The sequence below is a fragment of the Tsukamurella pseudospumae genome (assembly GCF_001575205.1).
GTDB lineage: Bacteria > Actinomycetota > Actinomycetes > Mycobacteriales > Mycobacteriaceae > Tsukamurella > Tsukamurella pseudospumae.
In genome coordinates this window covers 1-16,080 of record NZ_LSRE01000021.1, presented here as the reverse complement: position 1 = coordinate 16,080, position 16,080 = coordinate 1, and the positions used below count along the sequence as shown (strand labels likewise).

Annotated in this window: 13 protein-coding genes and 2 pseudogenes; 12 read left to right on the top strand and 3 right to left on the bottom strand. The window is 64.2% G+C overall.

The window, feature by feature from the left end; all coding sequences use genetic code 11:
* The first annotated feature begins 359 nt into the window (after positions 1-359).
* From dnaB to AXK61_RS25730, 6 genes and pseudogenes are all read left to right on the top strand, one after another.
* Positions 360-1,766 carry a replicative DNA helicase gene (dnaB, locus tag AXK61_RS15315; RefSeq protein ID WP_068570219.1) on the top strand — a complete coding sequence of 469 codons (1,407 nt, stop codon included), beginning with the start codon at positions 360-362 and terminating at the stop codon, positions 1,764-1,766.
* Between the two features lie 135 nt (positions 1,767-1,901).
* A complete protein-coding gene (locus AXK61_RS24445) occupies positions 1,902-2,636 on the top strand; it encodes a TnsA-like heteromeric transposase endonuclease subunit (RefSeq protein ID WP_231855563.1) in 735 nt (244 codons plus the stop codon).
* A complete protein-coding gene (locus AXK61_RS15305) occupies positions 2,633-4,786 on the top strand; it encodes a helix-turn-helix domain-containing protein (protein WP_068746155.1) in 2,154 nt (717 codons plus the stop codon). Before AXK61_RS24445 ends, AXK61_RS15305 begins: the two co-directional genes overlap by 4 nt.
* Positions 4,783-5,886 (top strand): AAA family ATPase, encoded by a 1,104-nt coding sequence (locus AXK61_RS15300; RefSeq protein ID WP_068746153.1) that lies wholly within the window; start codon positions 4,783-4,785, stop codon positions 5,884-5,886. The genes AXK61_RS15305 and AXK61_RS15300 overlap by 4 nt, the downstream gene beginning before the upstream one ends.
* Positions 5,883-6,299, top strand: a pseudogene (locus AXK61_RS26060) (TniQ family protein); the annotation flags it as partial. The gene AXK61_RS15300 and the pseudogene AXK61_RS26060, both read left to right, overlap by 4 nt.
* An 828-nt stretch (positions 6,300-7,127) precedes the next feature.
* Positions 7,128-8,453 carry a helix-turn-helix domain-containing protein gene (locus AXK61_RS25730; protein WP_231855562.1) on the top strand — a complete coding sequence of 442 codons (1,326 nt, stop codon included), beginning with the start codon at positions 7,128-7,130 and terminating at the stop codon, positions 8,451-8,453.
* Between the two features lie 117 nt (positions 8,454-8,570).
* On the opposite strand, the gene AXK61_RS15290 is transcribed toward AXK61_RS25730, so the two are convergent.
* Both AXK61_RS15290 and AXK61_RS15285 read right to left on the bottom strand, forming a co-directional pair.
* Positions 8,571-8,831 (bottom strand): metal-sensitive transcriptional regulator, encoded by a 261-nt coding sequence (locus AXK61_RS15290; protein WP_068746151.1) that lies wholly within the window; start codon positions 8,829-8,831, stop codon positions 8,571-8,573.
* Positions 8,828-9,232 carry a DUF302 domain-containing protein gene (locus tag AXK61_RS15285; protein WP_068746150.1) on the bottom strand — a complete coding sequence of 135 codons (405 nt, stop codon included), beginning with the start codon at positions 9,230-9,232 and terminating at the stop codon, positions 8,828-8,830. The genes AXK61_RS15290 and AXK61_RS15285 overlap by 4 nt, the downstream gene beginning before the upstream one ends.
* Positions 9,233-9,352: 120 nt before the next feature.
* Here AXK61_RS15285 and AXK61_RS15280 point away from each other — a divergent pair, with 120 nt between their 5' ends.
* From AXK61_RS15280 to AXK61_RS15265, 5 genes are all read left to right on the top strand, one after another.
* The gene (locus AXK61_RS15280) at positions 9,353-11,518 is read left to right on the top strand and encodes an MMPL family transporter (RefSeq protein ID WP_082789369.1); all 2,166 of its coding nucleotides are present in this window, start codon (positions 9,353-9,355) and stop codon (positions 11,516-11,518) included.
* Positions 11,519-11,556: 38 nt separating this feature from the next.
* Positions 11,557-11,952: a carboxymuconolactone decarboxylase family protein gene (locus AXK61_RS15275; protein ID WP_082789368.1), complete on the top strand. Its 396-nt coding sequence runs from the start codon at positions 11,557-11,559 to the stop codon at positions 11,950-11,952.
* A gap of 213 nt (positions 11,953-12,165) precedes the next feature.
* The gene (locus tag AXK61_RS24440) at positions 12,166-12,375 is read left to right on the top strand and encodes a YgaP family membrane protein (RefSeq protein WP_082789367.1); all 210 of its coding nucleotides are present in this window, start codon (positions 12,166-12,168) and stop codon (positions 12,373-12,375) included.
* A gap of 70 nt (positions 12,376-12,445) precedes the next feature.
* Positions 12,446-13,060, top strand: a complete 615-nt coding sequence (locus AXK61_RS15270) for a DsbA family protein (protein WP_082789366.1) — start codon at positions 12,446-12,448, stop codon at positions 13,058-13,060.
* Positions 13,061-13,080: 20 nt separating this feature from the next.
* Positions 13,081-14,241: an NAD(P)/FAD-dependent oxidoreductase gene (locus tag AXK61_RS15265; protein WP_068746143.1), complete on the top strand. Its 1,161-nt coding sequence runs from the start codon at positions 13,081-13,083 to the stop codon at positions 14,239-14,241.
* A gap of 43 nt (positions 14,242-14,284) precedes the next feature.
* On the opposite strand, the gene AXK61_RS15260 is transcribed toward AXK61_RS15265, so the two are convergent.
* Positions 14,285-15,313 carry a transposase gene (locus tag AXK61_RS15260; RefSeq protein ID WP_068746141.1) on the bottom strand — a complete coding sequence of 343 codons (1,029 nt, stop codon included), beginning with the start codon at positions 15,311-15,313 and terminating at the stop codon, positions 14,285-14,287.
* 364 nt (positions 15,314-15,677) lie between these two features.
* Here AXK61_RS15260 and AXK61_RS15255 point away from each other — a divergent pair.
* Positions 15,678-16,080: pseudogene (locus AXK61_RS15255) on the top strand (helix-turn-helix domain-containing protein); the annotation flags it as partial.

The following is a 16,080-nucleotide window of genomic DNA, read 5'->3' as shown; positions in this document are numbered from 1 at the left end:
GAATGTGAGTTCAGTGCGACACGCGGGGGAACTTCGATCCACAGGGTGGGGACGCGGGTGTACCCGACCTGACCTGCGGTGGCCCGATCCGTCGTCACGGGTTTCCACAAGTTTTCCCCATCGGTCCACACCGATGTCCCCACCCTGAACGCGCGCCGTGCACAGGAAGTGCACAGGTTCGTCCACAGGTGGAGTTTGCGACGGTGACCGGAGGGCTTAGCGTTCACGTGCGTCGGTCGCGCGCCCGTGCGGGAGTCCTCCAGGAACCTGTCAGTGGTCCGCGCTAGACCTGTAGTGAGCATTGGTGAGTCCGCCGCCGCCCTCGGGCGGGTGCGGGTGCGAGGAGAGGCGGGTGCGCGGTGTCGGTCACGGACGAGCAGGAGTTCACTCCGGGGCCCGCGAAGCGCTCGGAGCCCACTCCCGACGGTCCGCCGCCCGAGGACTTCGGCCGCCAGCCCCCGCAGGACATCGCCGCCGAGCAGTCCGTACTGGGCGCCATGATGCTGTCCAAGGACGCCATCGCCGATGTGCTCGAGGTGCTCAGTCCGGGTGACTTCTACCGGCCCGCGCACCAGTCGGTGTACGACGCGATCCTGGACCTCTACGGCGCCGGTGAGCCCGCCGATGCGGTCACCGTCTCCGCCACGCTCGACCGCAAGGGCGAACTCAAGCGCGTCGGCGGCGCCCCGTACCTGCACACCCTGATCTCCACGGTGCCGACCGCCGCGAACGCGGGGTACTACGCCGAGATCGTCGCGGAGAAGGCCATCCTGCGGCGGCTCGTCGAGGCCGGGACCAGGATCGTCCAGTACGGCTACTCGGGGTCCGACGGTGCCGATGTCGCCGAGGTGGTCGACCGCGCGCAGGCGGCCGTCTACGACGTCACCGAGCGCAAGGCCTCCGAGGACTACGTGATCCTCGAGGAGCTGCTGCAGCCCACGATGGACGAGATCGACGCGATCGCCTCGCGCGGCGGCGTCAGCATGGGCGTGCCCACGGGGTTCACCGACTTCGACGCGCTGACCAACGGCCTGCACGCGGGGCAGATGATCATCGTGGCCGGGCGCCCCGGTGCCGGTAAGTCGACGATGGCCCTGGATGTTCTGCGCTCCTGCACCGTCGAGCACCACATGCCCGGCGTGCTGTTCAGCCTCGAGATGAGCAAGACCGAGGTCGTCATGCGTCTGCTCTCCGCGGAGGCGCGGATCAAGCTCGCCGACATGCGCTCGGGCAAGATGTCCGACGACGACTGGACCCGCCTGGCGCGCCGCATGTCGGAGATCTCCGAGGCGCCGCTGTTCGTGGACGATTCGCCGAACCTCACGATGATGGAGATCCGGGCCAAGGCCCGCCGGCTCAAGCAGCGGCACGACCTCAAGCTCATCGTCATCGACTACCTGCAGCTGATGACCTCGGGCAAGAAGGTCGAGTCCCGCCAGCAGGAGGTCTCCGAGTTCTCCCGGCAGCTCAAGCTGCTCGCGAAGGAGCTCGAGGTCCCGCTCATCGCCGTCGCACAGCTCAACCGTGGTCCCGAGCAGCGCACCGACAAGAAGCCCCAGGTGGCCGACCTCCGCGAGTCCGGCTCGCTCGAGCAGGACGCCGACATGGTCGTCCTGGTCCACCGTCCCGACGCATACGAGCGCGACGATCCCCGCGCCGGTGAGGCCGACTTCATCCTCGGCAAGCACCGCGCCGGCCCCACCGCCACCATCACCGTGGCCCACCAGCTGCACTACTCCCGCTTCGTGGACATGGCCAAGGGCTGATCGTCGCTGTGTAGGATCCCAGATTGCGTGTCGGAATCCCACGCTACATGTCGGACGGTTGTCGGATCCGCCACCTGTTTGGGACACGCCGAGCGAACTCCCTGGATCTGAAGTCTGAGGTGGCACCGTCAGGGCATGTCGCCCGACCAACTCACGGGGGCCGCGGTAAACGTCTCGTTCCGCCGCGGCGGTGACCTCTCTGAGCGGAGTGTTGCGTGGTCGTCAGCTGCGGTGGAGGATCTTCGTGCTGCTGCACCGTGGCGAACCTTCCGCTGGTACAGAGGACAAAAGCACTACTCGGGTTGGTACTGGTCGGCTACAGTGCGCGACTTGGTGATTTATGAGTCCCGCTTAGAACTCGCCAATTTGATGCTTGCGGACTTCGATGAACGAGTCCGTGGCATCGTCGCGCAGCCCTTTCTTCTCGTGGCGGAGGTCAACGGTACCGAGCGGCGTCACGTTCCTGATTTCCTTCTTGATACTGATTCCGGCCCAGTCGTCGTCGACGTGAAGCCAGCACAGCGTCTTCAGAATCGTGGCGTTGCTGAGGTTTTGGAGTGGACCCGCGAGGTTGTGGAATCGCGCGGATGGCGGTATGACGTCGCTTCGGAACCGCCGTTGCCGCGGGCCGCCAATATCAGGTTCCTCGCTGGCTACCGCCGTGAAGAAGGTATCTCCTCTGAGTATTGCGACGCGGTACACCGGGCTGCACATGAGGGAATGACGATCGGGAACCTGATCGATCAGTTTCCAGATCGGCCTAGTGCGCTAGTGCGGGCGGCGACCCTGCACCTGATATGGCGACATCGCTTGCACATCGATGTTGACACTGTGATGACCAATAGAACTCAGATCGGGAGCGTGTCGTGAGCAGCTCGGAGCGAGTTGGGGTCGGCAGCCGGTACGTGTACGACGGCGAAGTGTTCGAGATCGTGGAACTCGCCGCGCCTAGGGGTAACGTCGAGGTATTGGGGAGAGGCGCGGCGGGCCAATACATGCGAATCGCTCTCGTGGAACTGCTGGCGTCAGCCCGTGGCCGAATCATCCCGACCGACGCGGGCGTTGCGAGTAGCGACTTGCGTGAGTCTGCCGGTGTCATTCTCAGCGTGCTGTCGGCGGCCGAACTGCAGCAGGTAACGGACCGCGCGGGTCACGTACGAGAAGTACTGACCGGATACAGATCTGGCAACGAGGAGACGGCAGCCAAGGGAGAACCCAGGGCAGAGTTCTCGCCCGACCGTCCACTTACAGACCGCTACGCATCGAAGGCCCGAGAACTTGACGTGAGTGTGCGTTCCGTGGAGCGGTGGGTGTCGAAATTCCGCACACTTGGGCCAGCGGGACTGGTCGATGCCCGGCGAAGCAAAGAGGAGGATCCATTTCCGTCAGTCGATAAGCGGTGGACGGAAACCGCGGTCGAGGTCATGGTCGAGCATGCCACGGAATCGAAGCCCTCCCGAACGATGGTGATAGACCGCACTGATGCACGGGTGCAGGCGCGGTACGGGGACGGTGTTGTCGCGATCCCATCTCGTACCAATGCATTCCGCGTCGTGAAGGAGCTCGACAAGCGTTACCCTACGTTCCGTCTGTCGGCTAAGAGAAACCGCGACATCGCTGAGCGTCCGGATGGTGTGTACGGCAAGCTTCGTCCGACCAGGCCGGGTGAGTACATGTTGATGGACACCACCAGGCTGGATGTCTTTGGCCTCGACCCACTGACGTTGCGGTGGGTGCAGGTTGAGCTGACTGTTGCGATGGATTGGTACACCCGCTGTATCACCGGTCTCCGCCTTACTCCGGTTTCTACCAAGTCTGTTGATGTTGCGTCCGTGATGTATGAGGTCTTCTGCCCCCGTCCGGCCGGGGAGGACTGGCCGGATTATGCGGTGTGGCCGGCCCACGGAGTTCCACGGTCGGTGCTGGTCGATGTGTCCGCGGAAAGACCGACCGACGCGGCGGCGGGACCAGCAATTGTCCCTGAGACCTTGGTGGTCGATCACGGCAAGGTCTATCTGTCGCATCACATGATGAGTGTGTGCCAACGCTTCGGAATCTCGGTGCAGCCTGCCCGGCTGCGGACTGGCCGCGATAAAGGGCCGGTTGAGCGGTTCTTTCGCACCATCCGCGAAGATCTGCTGCAAGCACTGCCGGGATACAAGGGACCGGATGTCCACTCCCGCGGAGAGAATCCCGAGGGCGAGGCGTTCTTCTACATCGACGAACTCGAGCGCATCATCCGAGAATGGATCGCGCAGGTCTACCACCACCGACAGCACTCGAGCCTGCTCGACCCACAGGTCCCGGGCCTGCGCATGTCGCCGGCCGCGATGTTCGAGCACGGTGTCGCGCGCGCCGGGTACATCGAAGCACCCCGCGATCCAGACCTTGCCTTCGAGTTCCTCAAGCCCGCGTGGCGGAAGATCCTTCACTACGGTGTCGAGATCGGCGGCCGACGCTACAACGGAGAGGGACTCAACGGGTACCGCAATCTCGCAAGCGGCTTAACCGGTGAGGCCAGAGGGCGGTGGCCGATCCACTGCGATCCGGACGACATCACCAAGGTTTACTTCCGGCGCCCGGATGATCGGATCTGGCACCCACTGGTGTGGGAGCACGCCCCAGCGATCGACATGCCGTTCAGCGAGGATGCCCTGCTCTACGCCAGGAAGCTCGCGGCATCGAAGTACCGATTCCCGAATGACCGCCTGGCAGTAGCCGACCTTCTGGAGCGATGGAACGTCGGCCTGGGATCCACTCGGGTTGAGCGCCGCATCGCATTGAGGATGGCACGAGAAAGTGAACTGTCGCAACAGCAACCGGGCGAACCCGGCGTGAGTGAGCTGCCATCAGTCGCCCGCGTCCTCGCGACCACTCCCGGCCAAGACGAATCAGATCCGGAAGCCGAAGCCACCCCACCCGATCGCAGTCTGGACTATGCGGGAGAGGAGGGCGACGACGACCGGTTCGACCAGGAAGACACTGACGACTTCTACTCCGATGCTTTGGAGGATGTGTGACCGAGACTGCGCCGACACTGGATAACCTGACGCTCGCGCGGAAGGAGGGATGGCTGCACTTCGTCAACACTCCAGCCCGTGTTCCGCCACAGGTATTGACTCGCGACGAGCTTGAAGCGCTGACCGATAGAGAACGCACGGACTACGACCGTGAGCGCCGCGAATGGCACGCGAATCTCGGGCCACTGAAAACGCGACAACTGGTAGATGTGCACGAAAACCTCTGGGATGTCATCGACTCCAATGCCCAGGATGGGGACAAACCCAAAGGTGCCGTCGCGATCGATGCAGTACCCGGACTTGGCAAGACCACCGCAGTGCTGAGCTTCGCCCGTGCATTCCACCGCCGCGAAGTAGCCGAGAACGGCACCAGGACTGAGGACGGCCATGAGCGCTGGCCGGTGTGCCGGGTCGGGTTGACCGGCAACACTGGACTACGAGAATTCAACCGGGCCATGCTCGCCTTCTACGCCCACCCGGGCAGTCGCCGAGGCAATGCAGCCGAATTTGCCCACCGAGCCCTGGACTGCGTACTTGCGTGCGAGACGAAGATCCTCATCGTCGACGACCTGCACTTTCTACGGCTGCAATCCACCTCTGGTGTGGAAGTAAGCAACCACTTCAAGTACATCGCCAACGAGTTCCCGTTGACGGTGACCTTCGCTGGCGTCGGTCTCGAAGCGCGGGGGCTGTTCTCAGAAGGCAGCAGTGACCGCGATGCCCTCCTCGCGCAGACCGGAAGGCGCACAACCCGGCTGACAATGGATCCGTTCAGCGTCACCAACGACACCGGTCGCAGAGCGTGGCGCCAGACGCTCAAAGCGATCGAACAACGGGTGGTCCTCACAGACAAGTACCCGGGCATGATCGCCGATGACCTCTCCGACTACCTGTACGCCCGCTGCACCGGCCAGATCGGCTCACTGATGACTCTGATCAACCGAGGCTGCCAACGGGCGGTGCGGACGGGACATGAGTGCCTCGACGAGGAACTGCTCGACCGCGTCAGGATCGACGAGGCCTCGGAAAGGGCCCGCGAGGAACTGCGCCAGGCATTCGAGAACGGGCGTCTACGAACTCGCATCGGCAAGGCAGGATGACAACCGTCCGATCGCTTCCCATCCGGCTTCAACCGATGCCCGGCGAAGCGATCGACTCGTGGCTCGAAGCGATCGCTGCCCGCACCAATACGGCGTGGGGAGACCTTCTCGACGCGGTCGGCCTCCCCGCTCCTGCAGGTGGTGGGTACCCGTCGTGGACGATCGCACTCACTGATACGGAGGCGACCAACCTACGCGCCGCGACCGGCAGCGAGGCCGACCACCCGCAGATGACACTCACCCGGTTCAACGGGACTGCACTGTGCATTGACCAGGACTCTCGACGCCTCCGCCGCGACGTTGCGTGGACCCGGCGGACCGGATCCCGCTTCTGCCCCCACTGCCTCAGCAGCAATGGTGGCAGGTGGAAGCTCGAATGGCGCCTAGGGTGGTCTTTCGCCTGCATCGAGCACAGTTGCTTGCTCGCCGACGAGTGTCCACGCTGCCGTCGCACCCCGAGACATAGCCCACTTCCTGGCCACTGCATCCCCGCCATCGGGCGATGCGCGGCCCCGGCGCAAGAAGGCGGGATAGGGCGCGAATCCCAGAGGTGCGGAGCCGATCTCACGACCGCCGAAGTGGTCAGCCTTCCTGCCGCACACCCAGCGCTTGGAGCACAGGCGGTCATCGACCGCATCATCGATGACGGCATCGCACGGTTCGGGGTCTACAGACAGCATCCTCAGTCCGTCGGTTCCGCACTTGCCGATATCCGCGCCGTCGGTGGTCGCGTGCTGTCCTACGCCACCGATGAAGAAATCACCATGCGAGTCGGTTCTGACCTGGCTGCCGCGTATCGTACGGAATCCGCTGAACCGAGAGGGGAACGATCCGAACAGGTCAGAGCGAGTCGGACGAAGCCAGCTCTTGAAGCGCCGGCTAGAGCGGTCACCGCAGCGATAGCCGCGAGTACGGCAATAGCTGTCCTGAATCGCCCGGACATTGCAACCGCAGCTGACTACCTGCGGTGGTTGGTAATATCGGCGCGAGATGCTGGCCTCACTGTTCAACCGACGAACATCGGCTGGGGAACGCGAATATCTCCAGTCCTGACCGGCATCCAACTCGCTGCCCTAGCCCCGATGCTGGACCCGTCCGATCAGCTCCGCTACCGCACGCGCAGTGCCCTTCCTACCTTGATCACTGGCCACGAGCGCGGGGACTTGCTCGCGCGTCACACTCCGACCCAGTTCTGGGCCTCAACCAGCTTGCCGTTCACAGCGCCCGCCACCAGGCGCACGATGATGCGCCTGGCGCTGTCTGCGGCGATTCAATTGGTGGGTACCCGAATGAATCTCACCGCTGCGGGGCAACAGGCCGGAGCACACATACGAGGGCACGCTCTATCGCGGTTTCTCCAGATTCTGCACGCAGATCCGAACTGGGGTGATGTGTGCACAGGCCTGATCCGCATCGCGGACTACGTGGTCGAGCAAGGCACGCCGATCGACTATCGGCGCCGTCGCTCAATCGACTACTCCGAATTGCTCCCAGAGCATGAATGGAGGCGAATCGCCAAGTGCACAGGGACGCTACCCCAAAGCTCATCGGCTGCGCGAGCGTTCCTCCGCGAGGAACTCTCCTGTGTCCCAACGGTGGAAGGGTCGCCTGATCTGCTGGCAAGGATCGCAGCCTTCCCCCGATACCTCACCCCTGAACTCCGAGACGAGTTACTGGACTACGGACGCCGATTCCTCTGCGCCGCAGGTATCGACAATGAGCCGCTAAGTTGGGAACCCCCTGATCAGCTCCTCGCCGACCTCGACCTGCCCGGCGCTCGTCCAGGTGAGATCGATCGCCATCGCCTCCGAAGTCTGATCCGGGAACGTGACCTACCGCTGGGCGCCGCTGCACGTGAACTCGGCACCACAGGCGAGGCCGTTCGCCTCGAACTGATCACCAATCCGCTGCCGATGGACACCGGACGGCGGCAGTACGCTCACGCTCGGGCACAACTACCCCCCGAAACTCTTAGCAAGCTCTATCACCGCGACCGGCTGACGCTTCGTCAGATCGCCGGCCAAGTGGGCGTCAGTCGCCAGACCGTCAGTCGGCTCCTCGCGGACTATGAGATCTCCACTATTCCAGCAACCCAGCGCACGAAGATCCACGTTGACCGCGACTGGCTCTACCAGGAGTACGTCACAAACAGGCGGGCCCTCCCTGACCTGGCCCGCCAGCTTGGCATGAGCACACCGAACCTGGCGCGGTGGGCCACGAAGTACGAGATCCCGATGCGACCGCGCGGCGGCCCAAGCCACAGCTCAGCTCTCGCCGCCGCAGCCTCCGCGGAAGCAGTCCCACCGATCCTGCGCACAGCGGCTGCAGCGCAGGGGGGCCGCGATCGGCTGGCGCGCGCAGAAGCAGCGTCGACGTTTCCGACACTGACCGAAGCAGCACGCGCTCTGGGGACCAGCCAAGCCACTCTCACCAGCCAGTTCCTCAGGCTCGAACGCGAAACTGGCGGCGCGTTGTTCGAGCGCGCGGAGCGCAACCGCCCCATGAAGCTGACCACGCACGGGCGAAGGGTGATCGCTGCAGTTCGTCAGCTGAACCCGAGCGACTAGCGAGGGTTCCTGTGTGTTTGTCAACAGCCCGCAGAACTCGAAAATAGAGTCTGGGACGTCTCGACGCTTCTGCTGACTTCAGCAGACCCTCAGGAACCGACAAGGCGTCCGCGCAGCCTAGGCAAGGGCTAGGAAGAGTTTTTCTAGCTTCTGTTGGTCGACGTTGTCAGGCCCTTCGGTGCTCATGCAGTGCTGAAGGCCGGTGGCGACGAGGGCGTAGCCGCTGCGTCCGAGGGCTTTGTTGACGGCGGCGAGTTGGGTAAGGACGTCTTCGCAGTCTTGGCCGTCTTCGAGCATTCTGATGACGGTGGCGAGGTGGCCGTGTGCGCGCTTGAGTCTGGTGAGGATCGGCTTGGCGGCTTGCTCTGGGATTTTCACTGGGCACCGCCGTCGGTGAGTGCGTCGAGCATGGCGGTGAGGAGCTCCCGGGCTTCTGTAGCGACAGCCTTGAGAGCGGGGGTACCGGTGAATCCCGGCATCACGTCGGGGTTCATGATCTCAACGACGGAGCCTTCACCGTCTGCGCTGACGACGACATTGCAGGGCAGCAGGGTGGCGACCCGTGGATCTGCCTGTAGCGCTTGATGCGCGAGCTGCGGCCGGCATGCGCCGAGGATCAATTTCGCCGGCACGTCGACGCCGAGCTTCGTCTTGAGGGTGGCGGCGATGTCGATCTCGGTGAGGATCCCGAATCCGACGCGCGCCAACCCTTCCCGCACCTGCGCCACGGCCTGCGCGTACGGCGTCGGGAGTGACCGGGTCATCGTGAATTCGTTCATGGGCTCATCTTTCTCGAGTACCTGAGGGGCCAGCACACCTAGTATTGCATAACCCCCCAGGGGGATGTTAGCTTCGGTGCAACCATCATCCCCCTAGGGGGTTATCCGAGGAGTTGTGGCATGGCAGAGACAGTCGGAGATGCGCCGAAATTGGCGCCCGGTGCGACGAGGTCGCAATCGACCGGCGCGCTGGGACGCGTTGGCGTATGGGTCAGCGAGCATGGCCGGGGCATCACGGCGGTATGGGTGCTGTTGGTGGTGGGGCTGGGGATCTTCGCGCCGTTTGTGGAGAAGAATCTCTCCGGCGCGGGCTGGCAGGCCGACGGTTCGCAGTCGGTGCAGGTGCGGGAGCTGGCGCAGCAACATTTCGGTGGCAACGCCAGTCACGCAATCCAGGTGGTCGTGCACAGCGACACCGCACCATTGACCGAAGGTCAAGGACCTCAGATCCTCGAGCGGGTGGCCTCGGAGCTGAAGGCGGATCCGCGGATCGCGCAGGTTGTGGCGCCACAGCCGGGCGCAACTTTGAGCGCCGATGGTAAGACGGCGATCGTCCTCGCCAGCGCCGGAGCCGATACGAACGAGATGGTCCGGGCGGCGACCGATCTCAAGGGACCGCTCAGTGCGCTCTCGACGGATGCGGTGTCGGTGAATCCGACCGGCTCGTCGGTGCTGTGGTCGGACTTCAACGCGGCGAACCTGGAGGCGATGCTCACCTCGGAGATGCTGTCGTGGCCCGTGACCCTCGCAATCCTGGTGATCGCCTTCGGCACCCTGGTCGCCGCAGGCCTGCCGCTGCTGCTCACGTTAGCCGGGCTGGTTGCCTCGGCCGGTGCGCTGGTCCTGATCAATGAGATCGTGCCCGTGTCGATCTGGGCGATGAACTTCGCGATGATGTTCTCCCTCGCGCTGGGGATCGACTACGCGTTGTTCCTTGTGGTGCGGTACCGGGCGGCACGCTTCGGGCACGGTGTGTCGCCACGGGAGGCGATCGCGCAGACCATGGACACCGCCGGTAAGGCGGTGCTGCTGTCCGGGGCGACCGTACTGATATCCCTGTCCGCAGTGATGCTCGTGCCGTCACCGTCCTTCCGGTCAATGGCTGGCGGGATCATGCTCTCTGTCGTGTTCGTCCTCGCCGCAACGCTGACACTGCTGCCGCTGGTGCTAGTCAAGCTCGACAAACGGATCAACGCGCTGGCGTTGCCGTGGGCCCGAGTCGGTGAGCACCGCTCACCAGCCTTCGAGCGATGGGGGCAGCGTTTGTGGAAGCGCCCGTTCGCGTGGGGCGCCGCTGCGTTGGCGATCCTGATCGCGCTGTCGATCCCCCTGGCGGGACTGAAGACCGCGATGCCATCGATCGCAGTGCTACCGTCCGATGCCAACGCGCGAGTCGGCTACGACCAGGTCAAGCAGGCCTTCGGCCCCGGCGCTCCGGGAACACTGCAGATCATCACCCCGTCCTCCGCCGCCTCGCAGGCGCAGCAGGTGCTGGCCGCTGATGCGGGAATCGCCGGCGCGATGCCGCCCGTCGCCGCAACCGACGACAGCGGCTTGTCGCTGATCGCCGCGATCCCGAAGCTCGACCCCTCCGACCCAAGCCTGAGCGCGACAGTCGACCGGCTCCGCTCCGACCTTCCAGACGGCACCCTGGTCGGCGGCGCCGCTGTGGAGAATCTCGACCTGAAGACGCAACTCGACACCTCCACCCCGATAGTGATCGCTGTGGTCCTCCTATTGGGCTTCGCGCTGCTGCTGGTCGCGCTGCGTGCACCGTTGATCGCCCTGATCGGCACCGTGGTGAGCTTGCTGTCCACCGCAGCGGCGTTCGGTGTGGCCCGCCTGGTGTTCCAGGACGGTATCGGCGCGAACCTGTTCGGCTTCGAACCGCAGGGCTTCCTCGATGCATGGGCGCCGGTGTTCTTCTTCGCGATGATCTTCGCGATCGCTATGGACTACACCGTGTTCCTGCTCTCGTCCGCCAAGGAGCACTGGGAACGCTCCGGTGACCCGAAAGAAGCGATGATCGGAGCCGTCGCCCACTCCGGTCGCGTCATCTTCGCCGCCGGCGGCGTCATGGTCGCCGTCTTCTTCACCTTCGCCCTGTCCGGCCCACTGCCCCCGAAGGAGATGGGCGTCATCCTCGGCGTCGCCGTTCTCCTCGACACCTTCCTCATCCGGCTGATCCTGCTCCCCGTCGCACTACGCCTGGCAGGACGCGCAGCATGGGCCTGCCCCACATGGCTCGCCCGGATACTGCCGAACATCAGCTTCGCCCACGACTAACCCCCGAAACAACTAACCCCTGAAACAGGAGCACCAACATGACCGACAAGTCCGAAACCACAGCACTCGATCACTCCACCGAATCAGGAGCGGCCACCCTGCGGCGACTACAACCGCAGCATCGGGACCTGCGCAAAGCGATCCCCGACGTCTACGCCGGCTTCGGCGAACTGAGTACAGCGGCGTTCGCGGACGGCGCACTCGACCGCAAGACCAAAGAACTCATCGCCTTCGCCATCGGAGTCGTCGAAGGATGCGACGGCTGCATCGCATCGCACGGCCAAGCCGCAGCCCGCGCCGGCGCAACGAACCAAGAAGCCGCCGAAGCGATCGGCGTGACCTTCCTCATGCACGGCGGCCCCGCCACTATCCACGGAGCCCGCGCCTACGACGTCTTCCGCGGATTCACCAACCCCGACAACGCACCCCGCTAGGAGCGACACCACCATGTGCCACGCCACCCGCTGCCGCACCTGCGACAAAACCACCTGGGCCGGCTGCGGCAGCCACATCGAAGCCGTCCGACGCACTGTCCCACCCGAAAACTGGTGCCCCGGCCACTCCGACCCCGCAACCACGCGCCCGAAACGCCGCTGGTTCTAGTTCACGCGCCCAACCACATCGACGACACGAAACGATCCCACCGCATGCACAAACCCAACATCGACCAAGCAGTCCTGCTCCTCGCCGGAACACTGAACCTCACCGGAGTGGCCCTCAGCATCACTGTCTCACCTTGGTGGCTCCTCCTTCCGGGGTTCGTGTCACTAAACCTGATCCAATCAAGCATCACCGGACTTTGCCCCGCCGCCGAACTGCTCAAGAAGATGGGACTGCAATCGGGAAGGGCGTTCTAGGTAAGCCGCTACGGGCGGACTTGATGCGATCAGCGATCAATCCAGTGGAAAACGACTCAAGGATCTACGAGTGAACCAAGTGAACCAACGGCGCGCATTCACGATCTGGCTGGACCCGGTGTGCCCGTATTCGTGGACCACCGCACAGTGGCTGCTAGCCACTGTCGACAATCCCAACGAACTGCAGTGGAAGCTGATGAGTTTGGCGCTCCTCAACGAGGGACGCGAACTGCCCGAACGTGCCCGCAAGCGGATGCAGGATTCCCGAGCGGCGGGCAGACTGTTCGCCTCGCTGGAGCGCGCACTAGACAGCGAGCGGATGTGGCAAGCCCTGCGAACATTCAGCGACCAGTACCACCGAGACGGCGCCACGATCGACGGTCAGTCAGTGTGCGAAATGCTACTCGAGCTCGAACTGCCCGCACACCACATCTCGAGCATCGACGACCCGACCCTCGACGCCGCGGTGCGCGATGCACATACGCTCAGTCAAGAAGCCGCGGGCGAAAGCGCAGGAAGCCCCCTAATCGGGATCGGCGAGACCGTCTTCCACGGCCCCGTGCTCACCGCGATACCTGCCCCCACCAACGCACACGATCTTCTCACCGCTCTCGAAACACTCTCCACCGTCAAGACCTTCGCATCCATACAACGGTTTCCACACCCCAGTAACAGCCACCTCTGAGAACGGAGCAAATCGAGACCATGACTGCCAAAAAGATCGTCATCGCCGGCGCCGGAATCGGCGGACTCAGCGTGATCAAAGAGTTGCGCGAATCCGGCACTCCCCTCGACAACACAGACATCACCTTGATCGACGAGAACTTCGAGCACTACCTTGGCTTCACCCTGCCGTGGGTGATGCGAGGCTGGCGCACGCCAGCGAGCGTTCCCATCCGACCGTCTGAGAAGAACCTCGCCGGAATTCGCACGGTGCGCAGCACTATCTCCAGTGTCGACGCCGCCAACAGCACCGTCATCCTCGACGACGGCGAGCGCGTGGACTTCGATGCGCTCGTACTCGCGCTGGGTGCCCGCAATGCGACGCATCGAGTGCCCGGTCTCCTAGCGGCGGCCGACGCAGGCGTCGCCGTGCACTATTACGCCACCGCCGATGCCGCACGTGCCCACCGCGCTCTGACCGCGTTCCCGGGCGGCCGACTGGTCTTCCTCGTCGCATCGATGCCATTCCGCTGCCCCGTCGCCCCCTACGAGGGCGCCTTTCTCGCGGCAGATCTCCTGGCCGAACGCGGCGTGCGGGACAAGACAGATATCGCTGTGTACACCCCGGAACCGCAGCCAATGCCCTCCGCCGGACCCGACGTCGGATTGGAGCTCGCAGAGCGCGTCAGAGCCTCGGGAATCGACCTGCATCCGCGATACCAGGTCGAGCGAGTAGATCATCAGACCAAGACCGTGCACTTCACCAACGGCGAGCAAGTCACCTTCGACCTGCTGATCTTCGTCCCGCCGCACGAACCCGCGCTGACCCTGGACACACCGGGATGGATTCCGGTCGACCGGGCTTCAGTGCTCACCGAACACCGCGGCGTATGGGCGATCGGCGACCTCTCCGCAGTCACCTCCCCCACGAACAGGCCCCTCCCCAAGGCCGCCATCTTCGCCAAGAACGGCGCCGCCGCCGTGGCCCGAAACGTACTGCACTACCTCGGGCTCGCCGAATCCCCAGCGTCTCTATCAGGGCAAGGCTACTGCTACATCGATACCGGATCCCACGAATCAGCCCGGGGCCAGGGCAACTTCTTCGCCGAACCACACCCCGACGTCGCGCTCACACCCGCATCTCACCAGCTGCACCAAGAAAAGATTCGCGAAGAACTCGACTGGCGCGCCTACTGGGAATGACAGCGGACTGCGCGGCCAAATCGAACAAGTCGTAGAGTCCCGTTTAGTCGCGAACAAACGTTGTCGATCGCAGGTCGATCTCCGAACGCTGCGCCGCTCGGTCGCTCAAGCTGGCGATCTCACCGGCCGCACCGACCAGCACGCACACGCTACGAGATCCATCTGCGGCCTCTCCCGCATCGCTGATCATTTTGCGCCACAAGCGTTTCGCGATCTGTCGCTTCAAGCATCGGATCGCCTCGCGGGAAGTCTTACCTTCGTCTAGCTTCCGCCGATAGTAGACATTGCCGGCGCTGCCCGCCATGCGGGCTTGCGTGACGGCGACGATGTAGATGGCCGCGTTCAAGGACCTGTCGCCCTCGCGGGAGAGGCGGTGTCGTTGCTTGTCGGCGCTGGCCACCTCGATCGGCGCGGTCCCGGCGTAGGAGGCGAATGCGGACTGATCCCGAAATCGGGCCGGGTCGCCTGTGCGGGAGAGGATCCGGCACGCTGTGATCGTCCCGACGCCCTCGATCTCCAACAGGCTCGTCCCCGAGGCCTTCAGCTCAACCTCGATGCGGGTGGTGATGTCATCGATCTGAAAGCGCAGCCTGCGCAGATCTCCGATGATTGCTAGCCCCACCTCCTTGCGCATTGCATCCGCGCCGGACGCCGGCGTCAGCCTGCGGAGCGCATCCGAGGCCTCCTCCGTCGTGAACGCGCGATCGAGGCCGCCTGGCAGCAGCTCGCGCAGGAGTGCGTGCAGCTGGTTCGTCAGCCGGCCCTTGTGCCGGACCAGGTCGATTCGGCGCCCACCTCGGGAGAGCTCCCGCACCCGCGCCGTCGCGGTCGCCGGCACATCCACCACCGCCTCCGCTTGGCTCACGAGCCACTGCGTCAGGTGATGCCCCAACCCGGAAGCGTTCTCCACCGCCCAGATCCGCTCCGGCCATTGCCCCGCCCACTTGACCAACTCGCGATAGGAGTTCAGATCGGCGGAGATCCGCAACGACCCCAGATCCTTGTTCGTTCCCGAATCGACCGCTGTCGCCGTATGCGTCGACTTATGCGGATCCACACCAATGACGATCATCAAACACCAAGCCTCTCCCAGCGGCCCGGCCGACGACCGCCATACTCACGCGGACAACACTATTGGGGTAACCACCACCGGCATTCCGACTTCCAGCCCACCACCACCGCACCGGCATCCGATACGACGATGAAGACGTTCCTGTGTTGAGCCAAGTAGGTGATCGGAGACCGCCGAGGAGGACATAACCCTCTTCAAGCCAGCACGTCGGCCGCCAGCGGCAGGAAGCCATGCCGAGCCATCCCCGACGATCTCCTACGGAACGCTACAAACCCGTCAGTTCGAACACGCACGGGACTGGTGCACGGGTAGGTGACATCTGATCTGGCTTGCCCGGGAGGGTGGGCCTGGAAGGATGGCCATCGTGCCTAAGCCTTATCCGCAGGAGTTCCGTGACGATGTGGTCCGGGTTGCCCGGGATCGTGAGAGCGGTGTGACGCTCGCGCAGATCGCGAAGGACTTCGGGATCCATGAGATGACGTTGCAGAAGTGGTTGCGTCGCGCCGACGTCGATGACGGCAACAAGCCCGGAATGACGAGCGGGCAGTCGGCGGAGTTGCGGGAGGCCAACAAGCGAATCCGGTTGTTGGAGCAGGAGAATGAGGTCCTGCGACGGGCGGCGGCGTATCTGTCGCAGGCGAACCTGCCGGGAAAAGGTTCTACCCGCTCGTGAAGGAGCTCGCCGCCGACGGAATCCCCGTGGCGGTGACGTGCCGGGTACTCAAGCTCGCCAGACAGCCCTACTACCGGTGGCTCAAGGAGGCGGT